At 49.6% G+C, this 17950-nt stretch carries 19 protein-coding genes and 3 tRNA genes; 9 read left to right on the top strand and 13 right to left on the bottom strand.

Annotated elements, in window-relative coordinates; all coding sequences use genetic code 11:
* Nucleotides 1-12 precede the first annotated feature (12 nt).
* Entirely contained in the window at nt 13-1335 is a 1323-nt protein-coding gene (deoA, locus tag LG384_RS03150; RefSeq protein WP_045439487.1) for a thymidine phosphorylase, read from the bottom strand.
* A 107-nt stretch (nt 1336-1442) separates the two neighbouring features.
* Entirely contained in the window at nt 1443-2222 is a 780-nt protein-coding gene (gene deoC / locus LG384_RS03145) for a deoxyribose-phosphate aldolase (protein WP_197086132.1), read from the bottom strand.
* A 272-nt stretch (nt 2223-2494) separates the two neighbouring features.
* Between deoC and LG384_RS03140 the strand changes: the two genes are divergently transcribed.
* Nucleotides 2495-4045 (top strand): YjjI family glycine radical enzyme, encoded by a 1551-nt coding sequence (locus tag LG384_RS03140; RefSeq protein ID WP_200011374.1) that lies wholly within the window; start codon nt 2495-2497, stop codon nt 4043-4045.
* The gene (locus LG384_RS03135; RefSeq protein WP_225760438.1) at nt 4017-4880 is read left to right on the top strand and encodes a YjjW family glycine radical enzyme activase; all 864 of its coding nucleotides are present in this window, start codon (nt 4017-4019) and stop codon (nt 4878-4880) included. The genes LG384_RS03140 and LG384_RS03135 overlap by 29 nt, the downstream gene beginning before the upstream one ends.
* Before the next feature lie 33 nt (nt 4881-4913).
* On the opposite strand, the gene LG384_RS03130 is transcribed toward LG384_RS03135, so the two are convergent.
* The 8 genes from LG384_RS03130 to holD form a co-directional block, all read right to left on the bottom strand.
* Entirely contained in the window at nt 4914-5690 is a 777-nt protein-coding gene (locus LG384_RS03130) for a metal-dependent hydrolase (RefSeq protein ID WP_045439475.1), read from the bottom strand.
* Nucleotides 5687-6760 (bottom strand): patatin family protein, encoded by a 1074-nt coding sequence (locus LG384_RS03125; protein WP_045439472.1) that lies wholly within the window; start codon nt 6758-6760, stop codon nt 5687-5689. Before LG384_RS03125 ends, LG384_RS03130 begins: the two co-directional genes overlap by 4 nt.
* 121 nt (nt 6761-6881) lie before the next feature.
* Entirely contained in the window at nt 6882-7043 is a 162-nt protein-coding gene (locus LG384_RS03120) for a DUF1328 domain-containing protein (RefSeq protein ID WP_003019081.1), read from the bottom strand.
* Nucleotides 7044-7172: 129 nt separating this feature from the next.
* Entirely contained in the window at nt 7173-7790 is a 618-nt protein-coding gene (gene osmY, locus LG384_RS03115; RefSeq protein ID WP_045439469.1) for a molecular chaperone OsmY, read from the bottom strand.
* Nucleotides 7791-8195: 405 nt separating this feature from the next.
* Nucleotides 8196-9785: a peptide chain release factor 3 gene (gene prfC / locus LG384_RS03110; RefSeq protein ID WP_045439466.1), complete on the bottom strand. Its 1590-nt coding sequence runs from the start codon at nt 9783-9785 to the stop codon at nt 8196-8198.
* 92 nt (nt 9786-9877) lie between these two features.
* Complete coding sequence (gene yjjG / locus LG384_RS03105) at nt 9878-10555, bottom strand: pyrimidine 5'-nucleotidase (protein WP_045449431.1); 678 nt, start codon at nt 10553-10555, stop codon at nt 9878-9880.
* A gap of 17 nt (nt 10556-10572) precedes the next feature.
* The gene (gene rimI, locus LG384_RS03100; protein ID WP_045439463.1) at nt 10573-11019 is read right to left on the bottom strand and encodes a ribosomal protein S18-alanine N-acetyltransferase; all 447 of its coding nucleotides are present in this window, start codon (nt 11017-11019) and stop codon (nt 10573-10575) included.
* On the bottom strand, nt 10988-11401 hold the full coding sequence (holD, locus tag LG384_RS03095; RefSeq protein WP_045439461.1) for a DNA polymerase III subunit psi: 414 nt from the start codon (nt 11399-11401) through the stop codon (nt 10988-10990). The genes rimI and holD overlap by 32 nt, the downstream gene beginning before the upstream one ends.
* Before the next feature lie 155 nt (nt 11402-11556).
* On the opposite strand from holD, the gene rsmC reads away from it, so the two are divergent.
* The 4 genes from rsmC (at nt 11557) to LG384_RS03075 (ending at nt 13045) form a co-directional block, all read left to right on the top strand.
* Entirely contained in the window at nt 11557-12588 is a 1032-nt protein-coding gene (rsmC, locus tag LG384_RS03090; protein ID WP_225760437.1) for a 16S rRNA (guanine(1207)-N(2))-methyltransferase RsmC, read from the top strand.
* A gap of 137 nt (nt 12589-12725) precedes the next feature.
* Nucleotides 12726-12812: transfer RNA gene (locus tag LG384_RS03085), tRNA-Leu, on the top strand.
* A 28-nt stretch (nt 12813-12840) separates the two neighbouring features.
* Nucleotides 12841-12927 (top strand) — tRNA-Leu (locus tag LG384_RS03080).
* A 31-nt stretch (nt 12928-12958) separates the two neighbouring features.
* Nucleotides 12959-13045, top strand: a tRNA-Leu gene (locus LG384_RS03075).
* A gap of 37 nt (nt 13046-13082) precedes the next feature.
* Here the strand turns inward: LG384_RS03075 and LG384_RS03070 are convergent.
* On the bottom strand, nt 13083-13358 hold the full coding sequence (locus LG384_RS03070) for a DUF1435 domain-containing protein (RefSeq protein WP_045439455.1): 276 nt from the start codon (nt 13356-13358) through the stop codon (nt 13083-13085).
* Nucleotides 13359-13573: 215 nt separating this feature from the next.
* On the opposite strand from LG384_RS03070, the gene LG384_RS03065 reads away from it, so the two are divergent.
* The 3 genes from LG384_RS03065 to LG384_RS03055 all read left to right on the top strand — a co-directional run bounded on the left by LG384_RS03065 (nt 13574) and on the right by LG384_RS03055 (nt 16184).
* On the top strand, nt 13574-14650 hold the full coding sequence (locus LG384_RS03065; protein WP_045439452.1) for a GGDEF domain-containing protein: 1077 nt from the start codon (nt 13574-13576) through the stop codon (nt 14648-14650).
* Between the two features lie 108 nt (nt 14651-14758).
* Nucleotides 14759-15547 carry a siderophore-iron reductase FhuF gene (gene fhuF, locus LG384_RS03060; protein WP_045439449.1) on the top strand — a complete coding sequence of 263 codons (789 nt, stop codon included), beginning with the start codon at nt 14759-14761 and terminating at the stop codon, nt 15545-15547.
* Nucleotides 15548-15725: 178 nt separating this feature from the next.
* Complete coding sequence (locus tag LG384_RS03055; protein ID WP_045439446.1) at nt 15726-16184, top strand: YbaK/EbsC family protein; 459 nt, start codon at nt 15726-15728, stop codon at nt 16182-16184.
* A gap of 57 nt (nt 16185-16241) precedes the next feature.
* Here the strand turns inward: LG384_RS03055 and bglJ are convergent, their stop codons facing one another.
* Together bglJ and LG384_RS03045 are read right to left on the bottom strand one after the other, a co-directional pair.
* Nucleotides 16242-16919: a DNA-binding transcriptional activator BglJ gene (gene bglJ / locus LG384_RS03050; RefSeq protein WP_045439444.1), complete on the bottom strand. Its 678-nt coding sequence runs from the start codon at nt 16917-16919 to the stop codon at nt 16242-16244.
* Nucleotides 16880-17605 carry a response regulator transcription factor gene (locus LG384_RS03045; protein ID WP_045439442.1) on the bottom strand — a complete coding sequence of 242 codons (726 nt, stop codon included), beginning with the start codon at nt 17603-17605 and terminating at the stop codon, nt 16880-16882. Before LG384_RS03045 ends, bglJ begins: the two co-directional genes overlap by 40 nt.
* Nucleotides 17606-17950 lie beyond the last annotated feature (345 nt).

Below are 17950 nucleotides of genomic sequence, written 5' to 3'. Positions count from 1 at the left end.
ATCAGTATACAGTTATTCGGTAATACGACGATAGACTGTCGGTGTAATTTCTGGCGCTTTGTCGTCAAGGCTGATTGCCGCTTTGACGGCTTTCGCCGCTTCCTGCCAGCTGGCTTCATCTTTGGCGTGGATCACTGCCAGCGGACGCTGTCCATCTACGCTGTCACCCAAACGCGCCATATCAGTAAAGCCGACGCTGTAATCAATCGTGTCAGATGCCTGACGGCGACCGCCGCCCATGGAAACTACCGCCATACCCAGTGCACGGGTATCCATCGCGCTAACGAAACCTTCGGTATCAGCATATACCGCTTTGCTGAGCATTGCCGTCGGGAGGTACTTCGCATAGTTTTCGACAAAATCGGTCGGTCCCTTCTGCGCCGCAACCATGCGACCAAAAATTTCCGCCGCTTTACCGTTATCCAGTACCGCCTGCAACCTGGCGCGGGCTTCAGCATCGTCTTTCGCAAGTTTGCCGGAGATCAGCATCTCCACGCACAGCGCCATGGTGACGTCAAACAGACGCGGGTTACGGTATTCACCCGTCAGGAACTGTACAGCTTCGCGAACTTCTACCGCGTTACCGGCGCTGGAGGCCAGCACCTGATTCATATCGGTTAACAGTGCGGTAGTACGCACACCCGCACCATTCGCCACACCAACAATCGCTTCGGCAAGGGCAGCAGAAAGTTCATAGGTCGGCATAAAGGCACCGCTGCCTACTTTCACGTCCATCACCAATGCATCCAGCCCTTCCGCCAATTTTTTCGCCAGAATAGAGCCAGTAATCAGTGGGATGGAGTCCACGGTCGCGGTAATGTCGCGGGTGGCATAAAAACGTTTATCCGCCGGTGCAAGCGAGCTGGTTTGACCAATAATCGCAACACCCACGTCTTTAATAATTTCACGGAATCGAGCGTCATCCGGGAAGATGTCAAATCCCGGAATGGCTTCCAGTTTATCAAGCGTACCACCGGTATGGCCCAGACCACGCCCGGAGATCATCGGAATATAACCACCGCATGCAGCGACCATCGGGCCTAACATCAGTGACGTTACGTCACCCACGCCACCGGTAGAGTGTTTATCCACAATCGGGCCGTTCAGTTGCAGACTCTTCCAGTCCAGCACGGTTCCTGAATCACGCATTGCCATGGTCAGCGAAACACGCTCTGGCATTGTCATATCGTGGAAGAAAATAGTCATCGCCAGGGCGGCGATTTGCCCTTCAGAGATGGTGTTATCGCGAATACCATTGATAAAGAAACGAATTTCTTCATCGCTCAGCGCATGACCATCACGTTTTTTACGAATAATTTCTTGTGCGAGAAACAAGGTAACCTCCCGATTATGGGCCGGGTAAGCAAGATGCCACCCGGCAAGTCGTATTGATGCCGGAGGGTGACTAACACCTTGTCCGGCCTACGATGGGCAATTGAAACTTAGTAGCTGCTTGCGCTCTTACCATCACCGTGACCCAGCGCTTTCAACAAGCTAGCCAGCAGGCTGGATGCACCGAAGCGGTAGTGGCGGGAATCAGCCCAATCAGCACCAAACAGTTCGTCCGCAATAGCCAGGAACTGCTGTGCGTCTTCCGCAGTACGTACGCCGCCAGCCGGTTTGAAGCCAACCGTTTTTTCCACACCCATATCGCGGATCACTTCCATCATGATGCGTGCGCTTTCCGGCGTCGCATTTACGGGTACTTTACCGGTAGAGGTTTTGATGAAATCAGCACCGGCTTTGATGGAGATTTCAGAGGCTTTACGAATCAAGGCTTCTTCTTTCAGTTCGCCTGTTTCGATAATCACTTTCAGCAGCACATTTGCCGCAGCACATGCGTCTTTACAGGCTTTAACCAGATCGAAACCAATCTGCTCGTTACCAGCAATCAGCGCACGGTACGGGAATACCACGTCAACTTCGTCCGCACCGTAAGCGATAGCGGCGCGGGTTTCTGCCAGCGCAATCTCGATGTCGTCGTTGCCGTGCGGGAAGTTTGTCACTGTGGCAATGCGGATGTCCGGCGTGCCCTGCTCTTTCAGAGTTTTACGAGCAATAGGGATGAAACGCGGATAAATACAGATTGCTGCCGTGTTACCAACCGGGGTTTTAGCCTGATGACACAGCGCGATCACTTTTTCATTCGTGTCGTCGTCATTCAGGGTAGTCAGATCCATCAGTTTCAGTGCACGCAGGCTGCTTGCTGTTAAATCGGTCATAACATTCTCCAACGGCATCGCCGTATAAAATTTCACCTTGCGAGTTTGTTAGTATTCTAACATCCGCTCGCTATTACACTTCGATATACATCACAGTTAATGAAAACCACATACAGATTTGCATTACTCTAATGAGATCTACTTCAAATAAATAACCTTTACCGGCAGGATGTGATGGCTTCAGCCGCATCCGGATCAAAGGTTGATGTTGTACAGCTTCCTACAATGACACTTAACCTTCAGCTCCTATTCGGCACATAAAGGAACCAACGATGCCCACGTCCTCTGAACTCGCGCTGCAACAGCGTTGCCAACAAATCGTGACTAGTCCGGTGCTCAGCCCTGAACAGAAACGCCATTTTCTGGCGCTGGAGGCAGAGAACGCTCTACCTTATCCCCATTTGCCTGTTGAGGCCCGCCAGGCGCTGGATGACGGGGTTATCTGCGATATGTATGAAGGTCATGCCCCGTTCAAGCCGCGCTATGTTTTACCCGATTACGCTCGTTTTCTGGCCAACGGTTCATCATGGCTGGAACTGGAAGGCGCAAAGGATCTTGATGACGCATTATCCTTGCTGACCATCCTGTACCACCATGTTCCGTCAGTAACCTCGATGCCGGTCTACCTCGGGCAGATCGATGCTTTGCTGCAACCGTATGTTAGAATTCTAACACAAGAAGAGATCGACATTCGAATAAAACGTTTCTGGCGTTATCTCGACAGAACGCTGCCAGATGCGTTTATGCATGCCAACATCGGTCCTGCTGACACACCAGTTACGCGAGCAATTTTACGTGCAGATGCAGAGTTAAAGCAGGTTTCCCCTAATCTGACATTTATTTATGATCCGCAAATTACTCCTGACGATCTTCTGTTGAACGTAGCGAAAAATATTTGCGAATGCAGCAAACCACACATTTCCAACGGCCCTGAAAATGATAAAATTTTCACAAAAGGCCACTATGGCGTGGTCAGCTGTTACAACTCCCTGCCTCTCGCTGGGGGAGGAAGTACGCTGGTCAGACTCAATCTGAAAGCCATCGCAGAGCGCAGCACGTCTGTCGATGACTTCTTTACGCGCACTCTACCGCACTACTGTCAGCAGCAAATCGCCATCATTGATTCACGATGTGAATTCCTCTACGAGAAATCACATTTCTTTGAGAATAGCTTCCTGGTGCAGGAAGGGTTGATTGATCCCAAACGTTTTGTACCAATGTTTGGGATGTACGGTCTGGCGGAAGCGGTAAACCTGCTTTGTGAAAAGGCCGGCCTGAGCGCCCGCTACGGGAAGGATGAGAGTGCTAATGAGATGGGCTATCGTATCAGCGCCCAGCTTGCTGACTTTGTGGAAAACACACCAGTAAAATATGGCTGGAAGCAGCGCGCGATGCTGCATGCGCAGTCGGGTATCAGTTCTGATATTGGCACCACGCCGGGTGCGCGTCTGCCTTATGGTGATGAGCCGGATCCTATCACCCATCTGCAAACCGTTGCACCACACCACGCGTATTATCACGCCGGGATCAGCGATATTTTAACGCTGGATGAAACCATCAAACGCAATCCTCAGGCGTTGGTACAACTTTGCCTCGGGGCGTTTAAAGCTGGTATGCGTGAGTTTACGGCCAACGTGAGCGGTAACGATTTGGTACGCGTGACCGGCTATATGGTGCGCCTGTCCGATCTGGAAAAATATCGCGCCGAAGGCTCTCGCACCAATACCACCTGGCTGGGTGAAGAAGCCGCCCGCAATACGCGTATTCTGGATCGACAACCTCGTGTGGTAAGCCATGAACAGCAGATGCGCTTCGGTCAGTAAGATCATCCCTTTCTCCTGCGTGGACGGGCCAGGCAGTCGTCTGACCCTCTTTTTACAGGGGTGTAATTTGCGCTGTAAAAATTGCCACAACCCGTGGACGATGGGACGCTGCAACGATTGCGGGGAATGTGTTCCGCAGTGTCCACATCAGGCGCTAAGCCTGAATATGAGTAAAGTGGTGTGGCATTCTGATATTTGCCAGCAATGTGATACCTGCCTGCAAATGTGCCCACAGCAGGCGACACCGATGGCGCAGACCATGAGCGTCAATGAGGTTCTACGCCACATCCGTAAGGCATCATTGTTTATTGAGGGGATCACCGTCAGCGGTGGGGAAGCCACAACTCAACTCCCCTTTGTGATTGCGCTATTCTCTGCGATCAAAGCCGATCCGCAGTTACAGCACCTGACCTGCATGGTGGACAGCAACGGCTGGCTTGGCGAAACCGGCTGGCAGAAGCTGTTACCGGTTTGCGACGGTGTAATGCTGGATTTCAAAGCCTGGGACAGCGCATACCATATGCAGCTTACCGGGCGCGATAATGCGACGATCAAGCGCAGTATTCTCTTTCTGGCTGAGCGGGGAAAACTTGCGGAATTGCGCCTGCTGGTCATTCCCGGTCAGGTGGATTATCTGCATCATATCGAACCACTGGCGGCGTTTATTACCCAACTGGGACGCGTACCGGTGCGGCTTAATGCATTCCATGCGCATGGCGTATATGGCGAAGCCAAAGCGTGGGCGAACGCAACGCCGGAGGATGTGGAGCAATTGGCGAAAGAATTACGCAAGCGCGGGGTGGATAATCTGATTTATCCAGCGTTATATTTGTGAATTGCCGGATAGCGCCTACGCCTTATCCGACCATCAGAGGGTAAACAACGCGGTCGTATTGCGATACAGCACATCAGCAATCACGTCCGCTGGCTCTGGACGCAATTCACATAAAACATCAAACACCCGGACCACCTGTTCCGGGCGGTTAGGCTGGCCCTGAAAACCGTTTAACGGCATATCCGGCGCGTCGGTTTCCAGCAGCAATGCTTCCAGCGGTAACTGCGCCACCACCTCACGCGTTTTACTGGCGCGTGGATAGGTAATGGTCCCGCCCACGCCAATTTTATAGCCCAATTGAACAAAGCGCTCCGCCTGCTGCATGCTTCCTGCAAAACCGTGTACTACACCGGTTCGCGGGAGGGCGTGGCGTTTAAGATGCATCGCCAGCTTGTCATGGGTGCGGCGCGAATGCAGGATCACCGGCATATCGTAGCGTTTCGCCAGCTTAAGCTGCGCCTCCAGTACCCATTCCTGCTTGTCGAAGTGCGGATCGTCGCGCCACAGATCCAGTCCGATCTCTCCGACGGCAACTACTTTCTGCGGTCGTTTTTCCAGTTCCTGTTGCAGTCTATCCAGACAGTCGCCGTCGTGATGTTCAATAACAATGGGGTGCAGACCCAATGCGGCAAACAACGATGGATAGGTTTGTGCTAACACCAGCACGCGGGAAAAATTCACCGCCTCAGTGGCCGGGACAATGATGCTGTTCACCCCGGCCTCAGCGGCACGCTGGATACTGGCAGGTTCATCACCGACAAAGGGCGGAAAATCAAAATGACAATGCGTATCGATAAAACGATAACTCACGCCAGATCCTCATTATTGAATGTCGTATCGTTGGCCTGGGGAGCGTGGGTAACCACCGGGGCATGGGCATCATTGGCAACCGGTGCAGGAGGGACCACCACCGGCCCCGGCACCACAATCTTCGGAGTCTGGCGCGGCAACGGCGTATTTTTCGCCAACAACTTACCCACGGTAGCCAAAAAGTAACGACCGCAAAGGCGTCCTGTTTTGTAGTCTTCTCTCAGTGCCGGAATACGGCTACCTAACGCCATACTGTGCAGCGGTTTTGGCGGATAGATCTCAAAGATACGCAGCTTACCGGGCGGTTTTTCAATAAAATTCTGAATAGCACGATAGCTGGTTTCATGATGCTGAACTAAATTCACCAACGGTTGCAAGCTGCTTTCCCCCAGCCAGCGCTCCATCCGCTTGAACCACTGTGGCGTATAGTACATTTGCGAGGGCACGGTGCGGATCACCACCAACGTTTTTGCCCCCTGCTTTGCCGCCTCCTGCACGGGGATAGCATCGCTAATTCCCCCATCCAGATAGTTGACACCGTCAAGCAACACTCCCGAACGATAGAATCCCGGAATAGCACTGGAGGCGCGGATAAGGTCGAGCCAATTCTGTCGGGTAGGTGAAAAGTAGCCCGGGCTATAGTCATCTCCCCGACAGGCGCACATGTAAAAAGCTTTTCCCGCTGCAAACAGGCGCTCTGCGTTATCAATCGCCAGCGGCATCTGCGTCGATGTTGAATCCACCAGCCAGTCGAGATCGATAAGATTTCCCCCGCGCACAAATCGCACCGGGTCAAAGAACTCACGCTTTGTGGTGTAACGCATAATAACTTTGCGTCCGTAACCGGGCTGATTACAAAGATAGGCCGAAAGATTTTGCGCGCCAGCGGAAGTCCCGTAGTAGAAATCAAAGGGATTGAATTGCGCACGCATGAACTCATCCAGTACGCCTGCAGTAAAGATCCCCCTTTGTCCTCCGCCTTCGCACACCAGCGCCATACTGCCAGGTTGAAACGGACGTAACGATAACGGCGCAATATTACCGAGCGTGACGGGTATTCTCTGCCCCACCTCTGCCTTCCTGTATTTTTTGTGATAGAACGACAAAGTAACGCAATTTGCTCATCGCTAAAACCGTAAAAGCCAGTCCACTGGACTGGCTTGGTAGCAATTTTTCTTTACGGTTTACGCGCTAGGGTCGTTTACGACCGGTAAACAGGCTAACCAGAAACAGGATAATCCCGACCACGAAGACTATTTTTGCCGCACCTGCAGCGGTACCCGCAAGTCCACCAAATCCCAGAGCGGCGGCAATTAACGCGATAACCAGAAATATGATGCCCCAACGAAACATACGCTTCTCCTTTACCATAGTTAATGTCAACCGCTTGATATGGACGCTCAGGCCGCCCATTTGCGATATTTTTTAGTGTGGTGCACAACACGCCTTCCGACAAACATCGGGAAGGCGAATTAAGTCGAATTACTGAGTTTTGAGATCGTTTTTGACGCTTTTCACGCCATCAACGGCTTTGGCGATGCTCTCAGCACGATCGCTTTGAGCCTGTGAATCGACGGTTCCGGAAAGCTGAACTACACCATCGGTAGTCTCTACTTTCACTTTACGGGAAGGGACTATGTCATCAGCCAGCAGTTTCGCTTTCACTTCGCTGGTGGTTGCCGTATCGCCCGCATAGCCTTTTACAGTCGTACTTTTGCTATCCCGAACGTGCAGTTTGTCGCTAACGGAGGTCACCCCTTCAACTCCTTTCGCTACTTTCACCGCTTCTTCAGCCTGGGCCTGGCTTTCAACAAACCCACTTAACGTAACCACTTTCTGGTCTGTTTTGACGGAGATATCGGTGCTCTTAATACTTTCGTGATCCACCAGCGCGGCTTTTACTTTTGCAGTGATGGAGCTGTCATCCATGAAATTACCGACTTTGTTCATAGAGCTATCGACTTTCTGCCCCGCGCTTTCAAGACCGGATTGCGCTTTGTCCATTGTCGCGTTTTCTGCAAAAGCAGAACCCGTTGCAACAGCAGAAGTCAGCATCACGGCCAGCAGCGTTTTAGAAATCTTCAGTCTTGTCATTGTCATCGATTTAATCCTGTTTTTTTGCTCATAATTCGAGCATTGGCAGCACATGTGCTGCATTGCTGAATGTGGCGAAAATCACTCAATTCAGAAGTCAATGGTCGCCATCACAATCAACAGTACTCACATTGATGTTCTGCACGACGACAACCCGAACCAGTTATTAATATCGTGATAAAAATAAATATCAGTTCTAACAACCATAAACATATATTTGCATGGCATTTAAAGCCGACACTTATGTCATCACTTTGTTAAATATAGATCACAATTTCGAAGTCGCTGACCAAACAGATTAAAAAACAGACAAAACGAAGATAAAATGCGGGATTTAAGAACATTCCGTAAGGGATTAAAAAGGCAGGGAAAGTCGCAGGGTACGGCAGAAGCCGCACCCTGGAAGGTCGATTAGTGTTCGCGCGTTTTACGGAACGTAACGTCAGGATAACGTTCCTGGGTGAGGTTCAGGTTAACCATGGTAGGGGCAATATAGGTAAGATTATCACCACCATCCAGCGCCAGCTGAACTTCGTTTTTACGCTTAAATTCTTCGAATTTTTTCACGTCTGTACATTCTACCCAGCGCGCAGTTGCCACGTTGACCGACTCATAAATCGCTTCAACGTTGTACTCGCTTTTCAGGCGTGAAACGACCACATCAAACTGCAGCACACCGACCGCACCAACGATCAGATCGTTATTGGCAATCGGACGGAAGACCTGCACCGCACCTTCTTCAGAAAGCTGAACCAGACCTTTCAACAGCTGTTTTTGCTTCAACGGATCTTTCAGGCGAATACGACGGAACAGCTCCGGTGCGAAGTTCGGGATACCGGTGAACTTCATCATTTCGCCCTGAGTAAAGGTATCACCAATCTGAATGGTGCCGTGGTTGTGCAGACCGAGGATATCGCCTGGATACGCTTCTTCCACGTGAGAACGATCTCCAGCCATAAAGGTCAGCGCATCTGAAATCACCACATCTTTACCAATGCGCACCTGACGCATTTTCATGCCTTTCTCATATTTTCCGGAAACAACACGCATAAACGCCACGCGGTCGCGATGTTTCGGGTCCATATTGGCCTGAATTTTAAAGACGAAACCAGTGAACTTCTCTTCTGAGGCTTCAACTACGCGGGTATCGGTTTTACGTGGCATTGGCGCTGGCGCCCACTCCACCAGACCGTCCAGCATATGGTCTACACCGAAGTTACCCAGTGCGGTCCCGAAGAAAACCGGTGTTATTTCACCCGCCAGGAACAGCTCATGGTCAAACTCGTTAGAAGCCCCCTGAACCAGCTCCAGCTCATCACGCAACTGCTGAGCCAGATCTTCACCCACTGCCGCGTCGAGATCCGGGTTATTCAGACCTTTGACAATACGAACTTCCTGGATGGTATGGCCTTTACCGGTCTGGTACAGGTAGGTCTCATCTTTATAAAGGTGATACACGCCCTTGAACAATTTACCGCAGCCAATCGGCCACGTAATCGGCGCACAGCCGATTTTCAGCTCGTTTTCCACTTCATCCAGCAGTTCCATCGGATCGCGGATATCACGGTCAAGTTTGTTCATAAAGGTCAGGATCGGGGTATCACGCAGACGCGTAACTTCCATCAACTTACGGGTCCTGTCTTCAACACCTTTTGCGGCGTCGATGACCATCAGGCAGCAGTCCACCGCCGTCAGCGTACGGTAAGTATCCTCAGAGAAGTCTTCGTGCCCAGGGGTGTCCAGCAGGTTCACCAGACAGTCATGATACGGAAACTGCATTACCGAGGTAGTAATGGAGATACCACGCTGCTTTTCCATCTCCATCCAGTCAGATTTCGCATGCTGGCTGGAGCCACGGCCTTTTACCGTACCGGCGGTCTGGATAGCCTGTCCGAATAACAGCACCTTTTCGGTGATAGTCGTTTTACCGGCATCCGGGTGAGAAATAATGGCAAAAGTGCGGCGTTTAGCCACCTCCTGCAAATAAGGAGACAACGTCATAGTCAAATCTTCTTAGGTAAGCACGGCATCAGGCCGGGCATGTTGAATACGAAAAATTGCGGCTATTTTACCCATCAACAGGGGGGAGGCAATCAGTGTTTACACAGGAGTTGCTCCAGTTCGCTTAATGACGCAACCGTCCAGGTCGGCTGAATGCCCACAGGCTGCTCACGATGGTGTGCATTTAGCCAGCAGGTGGACAGTCCGGAATTGATACCACCAAGAATATCTGACTCCGCAGTATCACCCACCATAAGTACTCGAGAGCGATCAGGATTGCCCGCCAGCGTCAGTGCATGATCAAAAATACGCGGATCGGGTTTTGCCACACCAACCTGTTCAGAAATGACAAGCAGATCGAAAAAGTCTCGCAGACCCGTACGCTCAAGGCGGATTTGCTGCAATGCGGTAAAGCCGTTGGTAATAATGCCAATTTTCGTTTTGCCACGAATCGCATTCAAGAGCGAAACCGCGCCCGGTAGCGGGGAGCAAATCTCCGCCATCGCATTAATAAAAGCGTCGTTCAGAGAGCCAGGCGGCACGTTCAGGCGCTCAGCCCAGCTCTGGAAACGAGCATGCTGCAGTTGTAATGACGTTATCGCACCGTTTTGATAATCCACCCACAGTGGCTTATTCACGGCCTGATAGTCCTGAAAATCTTCAGCGGTAAAGGTAATGCTATAGTCGAGAAACATCCGCTGTAGGCCGGTAAACGCATCAAATGTGAACAACGTTTCATCGGCATCAAAGAAAATCCAGTCCCACTTCATCATCATTACACCTTGTCTTACATGCTGATTGGCAATGCCATTATAATGGCGTCTTCGTGACCGTCGGCTGTCGGATAGTAATTACGACGAATCGTCGCTTCGTTAAAGCCTAAGCTTTCATATAGCGCGATAGCCGCAGCATTCGAAGCGCGCACCTCCAGCCACAGCGTCCGAATCCCCCGCTTTTCCAGTTCATCGATCAAATGATCCAGTAGTTCGCGTCCTAAACCTCGACGCTGAAAATCAGGGTCGACGGCAATATTGAACAGCGTAGCTTCATCCAGCACCACCTGCGTAATTGCAAAGGCGGCCATCGTTCCGTCAACTGTGAGCTGAAAATTGAGGTAACGATCGCCCTGGTTGCTGGCAAATGTTTTTTCACTCCATGGAAATGCATGGGCGCGTTTTTCAATCTGAAATGCTGTGGGTAAATCAGTCGGACCGAGGGAAGAAATCGTGTTCATATGCGCAGATTTGTTGCCATAAAGCGGCACGTGCCGCTGGGTTTTCCCGTAATTCATTAAACGCCGGGCTGGCGACCTGAGCGCCATCCAACTGCAAAGGCTCTTCGGTACCCAGCCGCCAGCTATTACAGCGACTGCCTTGTGGTAGCATGGCGACACGGTCAGGCGTCAGTTGTAAAACCTGATCCGGACTGACGGTCAATGCGTGTAAAATATCGCTCATCAACGGTTCGGTTAGCGCGGGTAACTCCGCGGCAACCATTACCAGACGGACATGCGCAGGAATTGAAACCGCGATCTCGCCCTGCAGTGCGCCAGGACGACGCAGCGACCACTGCGTAATGCCCAGTTGCTGTAACTGCCAGTCTCGTCGGGATGTCATAGCGAAACACTCCTGTCTATCAGGGGCGCAAATATAGCAAATCTGTCGAATCAGCGCCAACAAACAACGATACACGTCATCCCGCAGGCCGCCTTGATACAGCTTGAATGATTTTGTGTATATAATCGCAACCTGTATAAATTGAGGAGCACTCCATGTCTGCTTTTACCCCGGCAAGTGAAGTCTTGCTGCGCCACAGTGATGATTTCGAACAAAGCCGTATTCTGTTTGCCGGTGATTTGCAAGATGACCTGCCAGCCCACTTCGAAAGCGCCGCCAGCCGGGCGCATACCCAACAACTCCACCACTGGCAGGTATTAAACCGTCAGATGGGTGACAACGTTCGCTTTAGCCTCGTCGCACAGGCCGAAGACATCGCAGATAGCGATACGTTAATTTACTACTGGCCCAAAAATAAGCCGGAAGCCCAATTCCAACTGATGAATATTCTGTCGCTACTGCCGGTGGGCAGCGATATTTTTATCGTCGGTGAGAACCGCAGTGGCGTACGCAGCGCAGAACAAATGCTGGCCGAATACGCACCGCTGAATAAAGTCGACAGTGCGCGCCGCTGTGGCCTCTATCACGGTCGTCTGGAAAAACAGCCAGTCTTTGACGCCGAAAAATACTGGGACGAGTACAACGTTGACAATTTGACCATCAAAACGCTACCTGGTGTGTTCAGCCGTGATGGCCTGGATGTGGGCAGCCAGTTGCTGCTGTCAACGTTGACACCGCACACCAAAGGTAAAGTTCTGGATGTTGGCTGTGGCGCAGGTGTACTCTCCGTCGCATTAGCCAGCCATTCACCGAAAGTTCGTTTAACGCTGTGCGATGTCAGCGCATCTGCGGTTGAAGCCAGCCGCGCAACGCTGGCCGCAAATGGTATTGAAGGTGATGTTCTCGCCAGTAACGTCTTTTCCGATGTGACCGGGCGCTTTGATATGATCATCTCTAACCCGCCATTCCACGACGGTATGCAGACCAGTCTTGATGCCGCACAAACGTTAATTCGCGGGGCGGTTCGTCATCTGAACAGCGGCGGTGAATTGCGTATTGTGGCCAACGCATTCCTGCCTTACCCGAAAGTGCTGGATGAAATGTTTGGCTTCCATGAAGTCATCGCCCAGACCGGACGTTTTAAAGTGTACCGTACCGTGATGACGCGTCAGGCGAAGAAAGCATAACTGGAATATGTAACGGCCATTTACATGGCCGTTTTTGCACCAATCAACCCAGACTGCACAATTAACTATTGACGAAAAGCTGAAAACCACTAGAATGCGCCTCCGTGGTAACGATACTTTTTGAGTATCGATGGTATGCGAAGGTGGCGGAATTGGTAGACGCGCTAGCTTCAGGTGTTAGTGTCCTTACGGACGTGGGGGTTCAAGTCCCCCCCCTCGCACCATAATCCACGTTGATATTGCTCGCACTGGGCGAAGGTGGCGGAATTGGTAGACGCGCTAGCTTCAGGTGTTAGTGTTCTTACGGACGTGGGGGTTCAAGTCCCCCCCCTCGCACCAACGAGGCGATATCAAAAAGTAAGATGACTGTGCGAAGGTGGCGGAATTGGTAGACGCGCTAGCTTCAGGTGTTAGTGTCCTTACGGACGTGGGGGTTCAAGTCCCCCCCCTCGCACCAATTATCTTATTTTCCCTTCTGTTTTTTCTGTTTCACCTCACCCCTGATTCCAGTTCATCATCATCAGAACAACGCCACCAATTAGCGCTGCGCATGAAGGTAGCAAAACAAAATGCCGTAATCGCTTGTGATACAGCATGAGTGAAGTCAGTAGTAACCCTAATACAACCACCGCTTTCCATGCGTAAACTGACAGGTCAGTAAATGCCAGCCCGGCAATTAATATTCCCGGCAGTAGCACTCCCCATCCACTGCCCAGCGCACGTTGCAACATGGTTTCACCTACGATATTGATAATGATAACCAATATCATATGATATATTTTCTCATTTGTCAGCCTGGAAAGACTATCAATTATATGAGTTTTACTTAACGATTGATGACATGAATAATTGAAGGTGATAAATTGCACGGCGGTTAGCTTTTCAACAAAAAACTATAAATACCTATGTGAATGATTTTTCACTCGTTATTTTTTCCCTGACAAACACATCTTCGTATCTTGCAGATAAATAACAATATTTACCTATGACAGTACAATCCTGGCGAGCTCTGCGCACTAAAAAATACCAACTCTCTTTACGTTTGTTTCTGCTTCTCAACGCAGTCTCCTCGTTGTTTACGCTTTTCTTCCCGCTTTTTGCCGTCAAGGCATTATCCGCACCAGCAGTACTCATCTGCGCCGCGAGTACGCTGTTGTTGGTCTGGCATGAGAAATATGTCGATAAAAGAATTAATCTCCCCCTTATTTCAATCATTTTTGGCTTGTTATGGGCGACACATATTGTTCTGAAATCTTCTGTATTAGGTCATAATGATTACTATTTTCTATTGATAGCGCTTCTCAGCGTGCTGTTTATTGGCTCGATTGCTTTTGCCAATAATATCATTGCGTTTACCCTCCATTCATTACCTTCAGTCGCCGTGTGTCTGTGGCTTAACGGTAGCGAGCACGGTCTGCGAATTATCTATTTTATGGCGCTGCCCATGGCCGGGATCGCTATTCAACACGTGATACAAAAGCGCTATGACGGTTTTGCCCAGCAGTTGATGTACAAGCTGCTGGAAGAGCGTGAAACACTAAACGGACTTAGTATGCTCGACCCATTAACGGGTCTGTATAATCGCCGGGGCCTGCAAAACCGGCTTGATACGCTGCTGGCCCTCAGTAATTCCAGGCACTATGTCCTGTTGCTGGATATCGACCATTTCAAAGCCTACAACGATCATTACGGCCATATGATGGGCGATCAGGCGCTGATTCGTGTTTCTGCCGCTATTCGCGACTCAGTGCGCTCGCGGGACGTAGTGGCGCGTTTTGGTGGTGAAGAGTTTATGGTGTTGCTGACCGCTATCGATCCAGCGCAGGCACAGGCTGCTGCCGAGCGAATTCGCCAGAAGGTCTACGATCTTAAAATTCCTCACATGTTTAATGAAAGCGTGGCGACCAATGTGACCGTCAGTATCGGCATTGCACCATTGGTAGATCAGGAGATTGACGAAGCCATCGCTAAAGCAGACAAAGCCCTCTACGAAGCCAAGAAGCTGGGCCGTAATAACACTCTGGTCAGTGATGAACTACGGGTAAGCAGCCCCTCGGTCTGAGCTATCTGTGCGCTGTTGTCCAACATCGCGACAAAAATCTTGCCATCGTTTTCCCTCGCCTATAGGATTGGCAATCATTATCATTTAGATTAACATCTCTATATAGACATGGCTTACCGTTCCGCACCGATCGTTGAAGATGTCATCTGGCGAACCCCTCTCCCTCCCGAGAAAGCATCGCTGGCAGATTCCGTGCGAGCAACAATCGCTCAGACCCGCGAGCATCTGCTGGACTTCATTCGTCTTGACGAAACACCGCCACAAAATGCCATGACGCTGCATGAATGGACCCAGCCCGCTACGCTAAACTCGTTGCTGGCAGTTTATTCTGACCATATATATCGTAACCAACCCACATTAACACGCGAAAATAAGCCACTGATTTCCCTGTGGGCGCAATGGTATATCGGGCTGATGATGCCTCCGCTGATGTTAGCCCTTCTGACACAAAAAGAAGCCATCGATACCGCTCCAGAACATATGCACGTCGAGTTTCACGAAACGGGTCGTGCTGCATGTTTCTGGATAGATGTACATCAGGATAAACACGCCACTGCCTTCACTCCACAACAACGGATGGAAACACTGATTCTCTCAGCACTGACACCCGTTGTTCAGGCGCTGGAGTCGACAGGTGAGATCAACGGTAAGCTTATCTGGAGCAACACCGGATATTTAATTCACTGGTATTTAACGGAGATGAAACCGTTACTCGGTGATGAATTACTGACAATGTTGCGACAAGCCTGCTTCTTTGAGAAACAGTTATCCTGTGGCCGGGACAATCCTTTGTGGCGTACTGTTGTTCCGCGTGAAGGGCTGCTGGTTCGCAGAACCTGTTGCCAGCGCTACCGTCTACCCGATGTCCAGCAGTGCGGTGACTGTACGTTGAAATAAAAGAAGAACTGCCCCCTCGTCATTCTTAACTGCCTGCTTATTCTCCTTCCCTGTTAACTGAATCTGATGTTGCGGCGTTGTTACAATAAAATATTTACAGTGATACTTTCCCTGTGACAAATTACGCCATGCAGTTTTTTGCTATATAGGGCTGCTTACTGGCAATTGGGAGAAAAGAATGAGTTTACAATCAGTACGGCAGTTTTTGGCGGAGCATGCCCCGGATATTGAAATCATCGAATTAGACCAAAGCACAGCAACGGTTGATCTGGCTGCAAAAGCCCATAACGTCGAGCCAGGTCAGATCGCAAAAACGCTTTCGCTGAAAGTAAAAAACGACATTATCCTGGTGGTCGCCAAAGGGGATGCTCGTCTGGACAATAAGAAACTGAAGAATACGTTTGGTGCTAAGGCTCGTATGCTGAGTAGCGATGAGGTGGTCAATGCTACAGGTCATCCCGTTGGCGGGGTTTGTCCGTTTGGCCTGGAAACACCAATTTCCGTGTACTGTGATATATCGCTGAAACGCTATGCTGAAGTACTCCCCGCGGCGGGAGCCACACACAGCGCGGTTCGCATCGCACCTGACAGAATGGCTGAGCTGACTGCTGCAACCTGGGTAGACGTGTGTCAGTAACGAACCCAGGTCTTTGTGCCGGTGACTAACCCCGGCACTAATTGATCAATAACACCGTTACGAAACTGCATGGATAAATGGTGTCGACTCCCCGGCACGCAGATATAACAGAATATCGGCAGCGTTCAATAACCCGGCATCGGAGCTAACGCCCAGTTTAGACATTGCATTAAATTTATGCGCCCTAATGGTTTTAATATTCCGCTCAAGCTGAATAGCAATTTGCGGCATCGAATAACCATTCGACATAAAGCGTAGAATTTCACGCTCTGTTGGACTCAGCATACGACTTTGGTTGATATACCAAAGGTTTTTCGTGCTTTCTGTTTCCCTGCTAGCAAAATTCAAGGCTGCAAATAATCCCTCCTGTAAAACGCTTAACGAGGATGCTTTGCTAAGAACACCATCCAGTGGTAACGGCGACAGAGAGCCAATTAAACGCACTTCAGCATCATCATCGGCAATAACCACGCGGCGAATATGAGGGAAGTTCACCGCCAATTCAGTCAGATATACCAGTCCAGCTCGTCGATCAGTTCTTATCGCGGGAAGTGAAAAAATAACCGCTGAAAATGGCATATTTATCATTGTCTGGCTAAAGTCAGACTGGCTGGAAAAGAGATGAAGTTTGTATTGATTTTTTGGCATGGTATTAAATAAATTATTAATACCCACACTGCTCATTACACACTTTTCTACCAACGCGACATTTCGTTTGACACTTCTTTTTTCCATTCCGTGGTTTCTCCATACAATGAAGGTAAATTCAGTTCTCGTGATCCTTGAGAACTATTGATCCATGCATACATCTCTGCATTGCTATGTATTGATAAACGACGCATCGCACTATTTTTTTGGGCACTGATTGTTTTATTGCTTTTCTTAAGCAACATCGCTATCTGATTAATTCCCCAACCTTTCCCCAGCAGTCGCAACACTTTTCTCTCTGACAGGGTAAGCACTATCGACTGCACGCTATGTTCCAGGATTTCAGGCGTTACGGGCGGTGAGAGCAACATTTTGCTAATTCTCTCGGCGCGAGTATTTCCCACATGAATTACATTCACTAAACTTTCGATTGGCTCCGCATCAGACAACAACGAACTACAAGGGCACATCAACAATTCAACGGCTAGCGGATAAAATTTGCGAGAAACGAGGAAGACCCAGTGGATATCACGGTACTGAGATAATAAAGAATAATACTGTTCACAGACTGAACGCGGCTGGCTAAAGTCCCCAGTTAAATCAATCATCACCAAATCGGAACGTCGTAGCTGCAATAAAGTGAGTTCTTCTGCACTGCGGAAACAGGTGAGCTCATAATTTGGGAAATGAGTTTGAATTACACTCTTTAATCCCGCTTGCATAATCGGCAGCGTACTAATAACAACTGCGTTTTTGCTGCGTCCTGGCAACATATATCCTCCACGTCCATATGCCGTTTATCTCATTCACTCTATAAATTCTTAATGGGTAAGTAACATAATCAATAAGGAATGGTTAGAGTAAATAATAGATATTGTGAATTGTTTATCCTTAATTTAATTCATGATAATTCAGACCGCATAATAGCACTATAATCCTAATAGTACTTTGCTATAGAGCCATCGTCGCATAATTACTCATAAAACATTAAATGTACAATTAAAATAACTAAACTATAACATTAGCCATTCTAACTTATTTAGCATTCAGTCCATAAAATAATAACGCTTTCTGATCGTAAGTTAGCAGGCTCAGTATGGTGAGAGGATGCTTCAAAC

Origin of the sequence: Citrobacter sp. Marseille-Q3906 (genome assembly GCF_916618775.1) — a bacterium.
Taxonomy (GTDB): Bacteria; Pseudomonadota; Gammaproteobacteria; order Enterobacterales; family Enterobacteriaceae; genus Citrobacter; species Citrobacter murliniae.
The sequence above is the reverse complement of the archived record's forward strand: the minus strand, read 5'-3'. Positions and strand labels throughout refer to the sequence as shown.

Bases quoted from the DNA above. Each gene is read 5' to 3' on its own strand.
- deoC (WP_197086132.1), bottom strand. From the start codon at position 2,222: ATGACCGATTTAACAGCAAGCAGCCTGCGTGCACTGAAACTGATGGAT.
- LG384_RS03140 (WP_200011374.1), top strand. From the start codon at position 2,495: ATGCCCACGTCCTCTGAACTCGCGCTGCAACAGCGTTGCCAACAAATC.
- LG384_RS03135 (WP_225760438.1), top strand. From the start codon at position 4,017: ATGAACAGCAGATGCGCTTCGGTCAGTAAGATCATCCCTTTCTCCTGC.
- LG384_RS03120 (WP_003019081.1), bottom strand. From the start codon at position 7,043: ATGTTTCGTTGGGGCATCATATTTCTGGTTATCGCGTTAATTGCCGCC.
- osmY (WP_045439469.1), bottom strand. From the start codon at position 7,790: ATGACAATGACAAGACTGAAGATTTCTAAAACGCTGCTGGCCGTGATG.
- prfC (WP_045439466.1), bottom strand. From the start codon at position 9,785: ATGACGTTGTCTCCTTATTTGCAGGAGGTGGCTAAACGCCGCACTTTT.
- yjjG (WP_045449431.1), bottom strand. From the start codon at position 10,555: ATGAAGTGGGACTGGATTTTCTTTGATGCCGATGAAACGTTGTTCACA.
- rimI (WP_045439463.1), bottom strand. From the start codon at position 11,019: ATGAACACGATTTCTTCCCTCGGTCCGACTGATTTACCCACAGCATTT.
- holD (WP_045439461.1), bottom strand. From the start codon at position 11,401: ATGACATCCCGACGAGACTGGCAGTTACAGCAACTGGGCATTACGCAG.
- rsmC (WP_225760437.1), top strand. From the start codon at position 11,557: ATGTCTGCTTTTACCCCGGCAAGTGAAGTCTTGCTGCGCCACAGTGAT.
- LG384_RS03070 (WP_045439455.1), bottom strand. From the start codon at position 13,358: ATGATATTGGTTATCATTATCAATATCGTAGGTGAAACCATGTTGCAA.
- LG384_RS03065 (WP_045439452.1), top strand. From the start codon at position 13,574: ATGACAGTACAATCCTGGCGAGCTCTGCGCACTAAAAAATACCAACTC.
- fhuF (WP_045439449.1), top strand. From the start codon at position 14,759: ATGGCTTACCGTTCCGCACCGATCGTTGAAGATGTCATCTGGCGAACC.
- LG384_RS03055 (WP_045439446.1), top strand. From the start codon at position 15,726: ATGAGTTTACAATCAGTACGGCAGTTTTTGGCGGAGCATGCCCCGGAT.
- bglJ (WP_045439444.1), bottom strand. From the start codon at position 16,919: ATGGAAAAAAGAAGTGTCAAACGAAATGTCGCGTTGGTAGAAAAGTGT.
- LG384_RS03045 (WP_045439442.1), bottom strand. From the start codon at position 17,605: ATGTTGCCAGGACGCAGCAAAAACGCAGTTGTTATTAGTACGCTGCCG.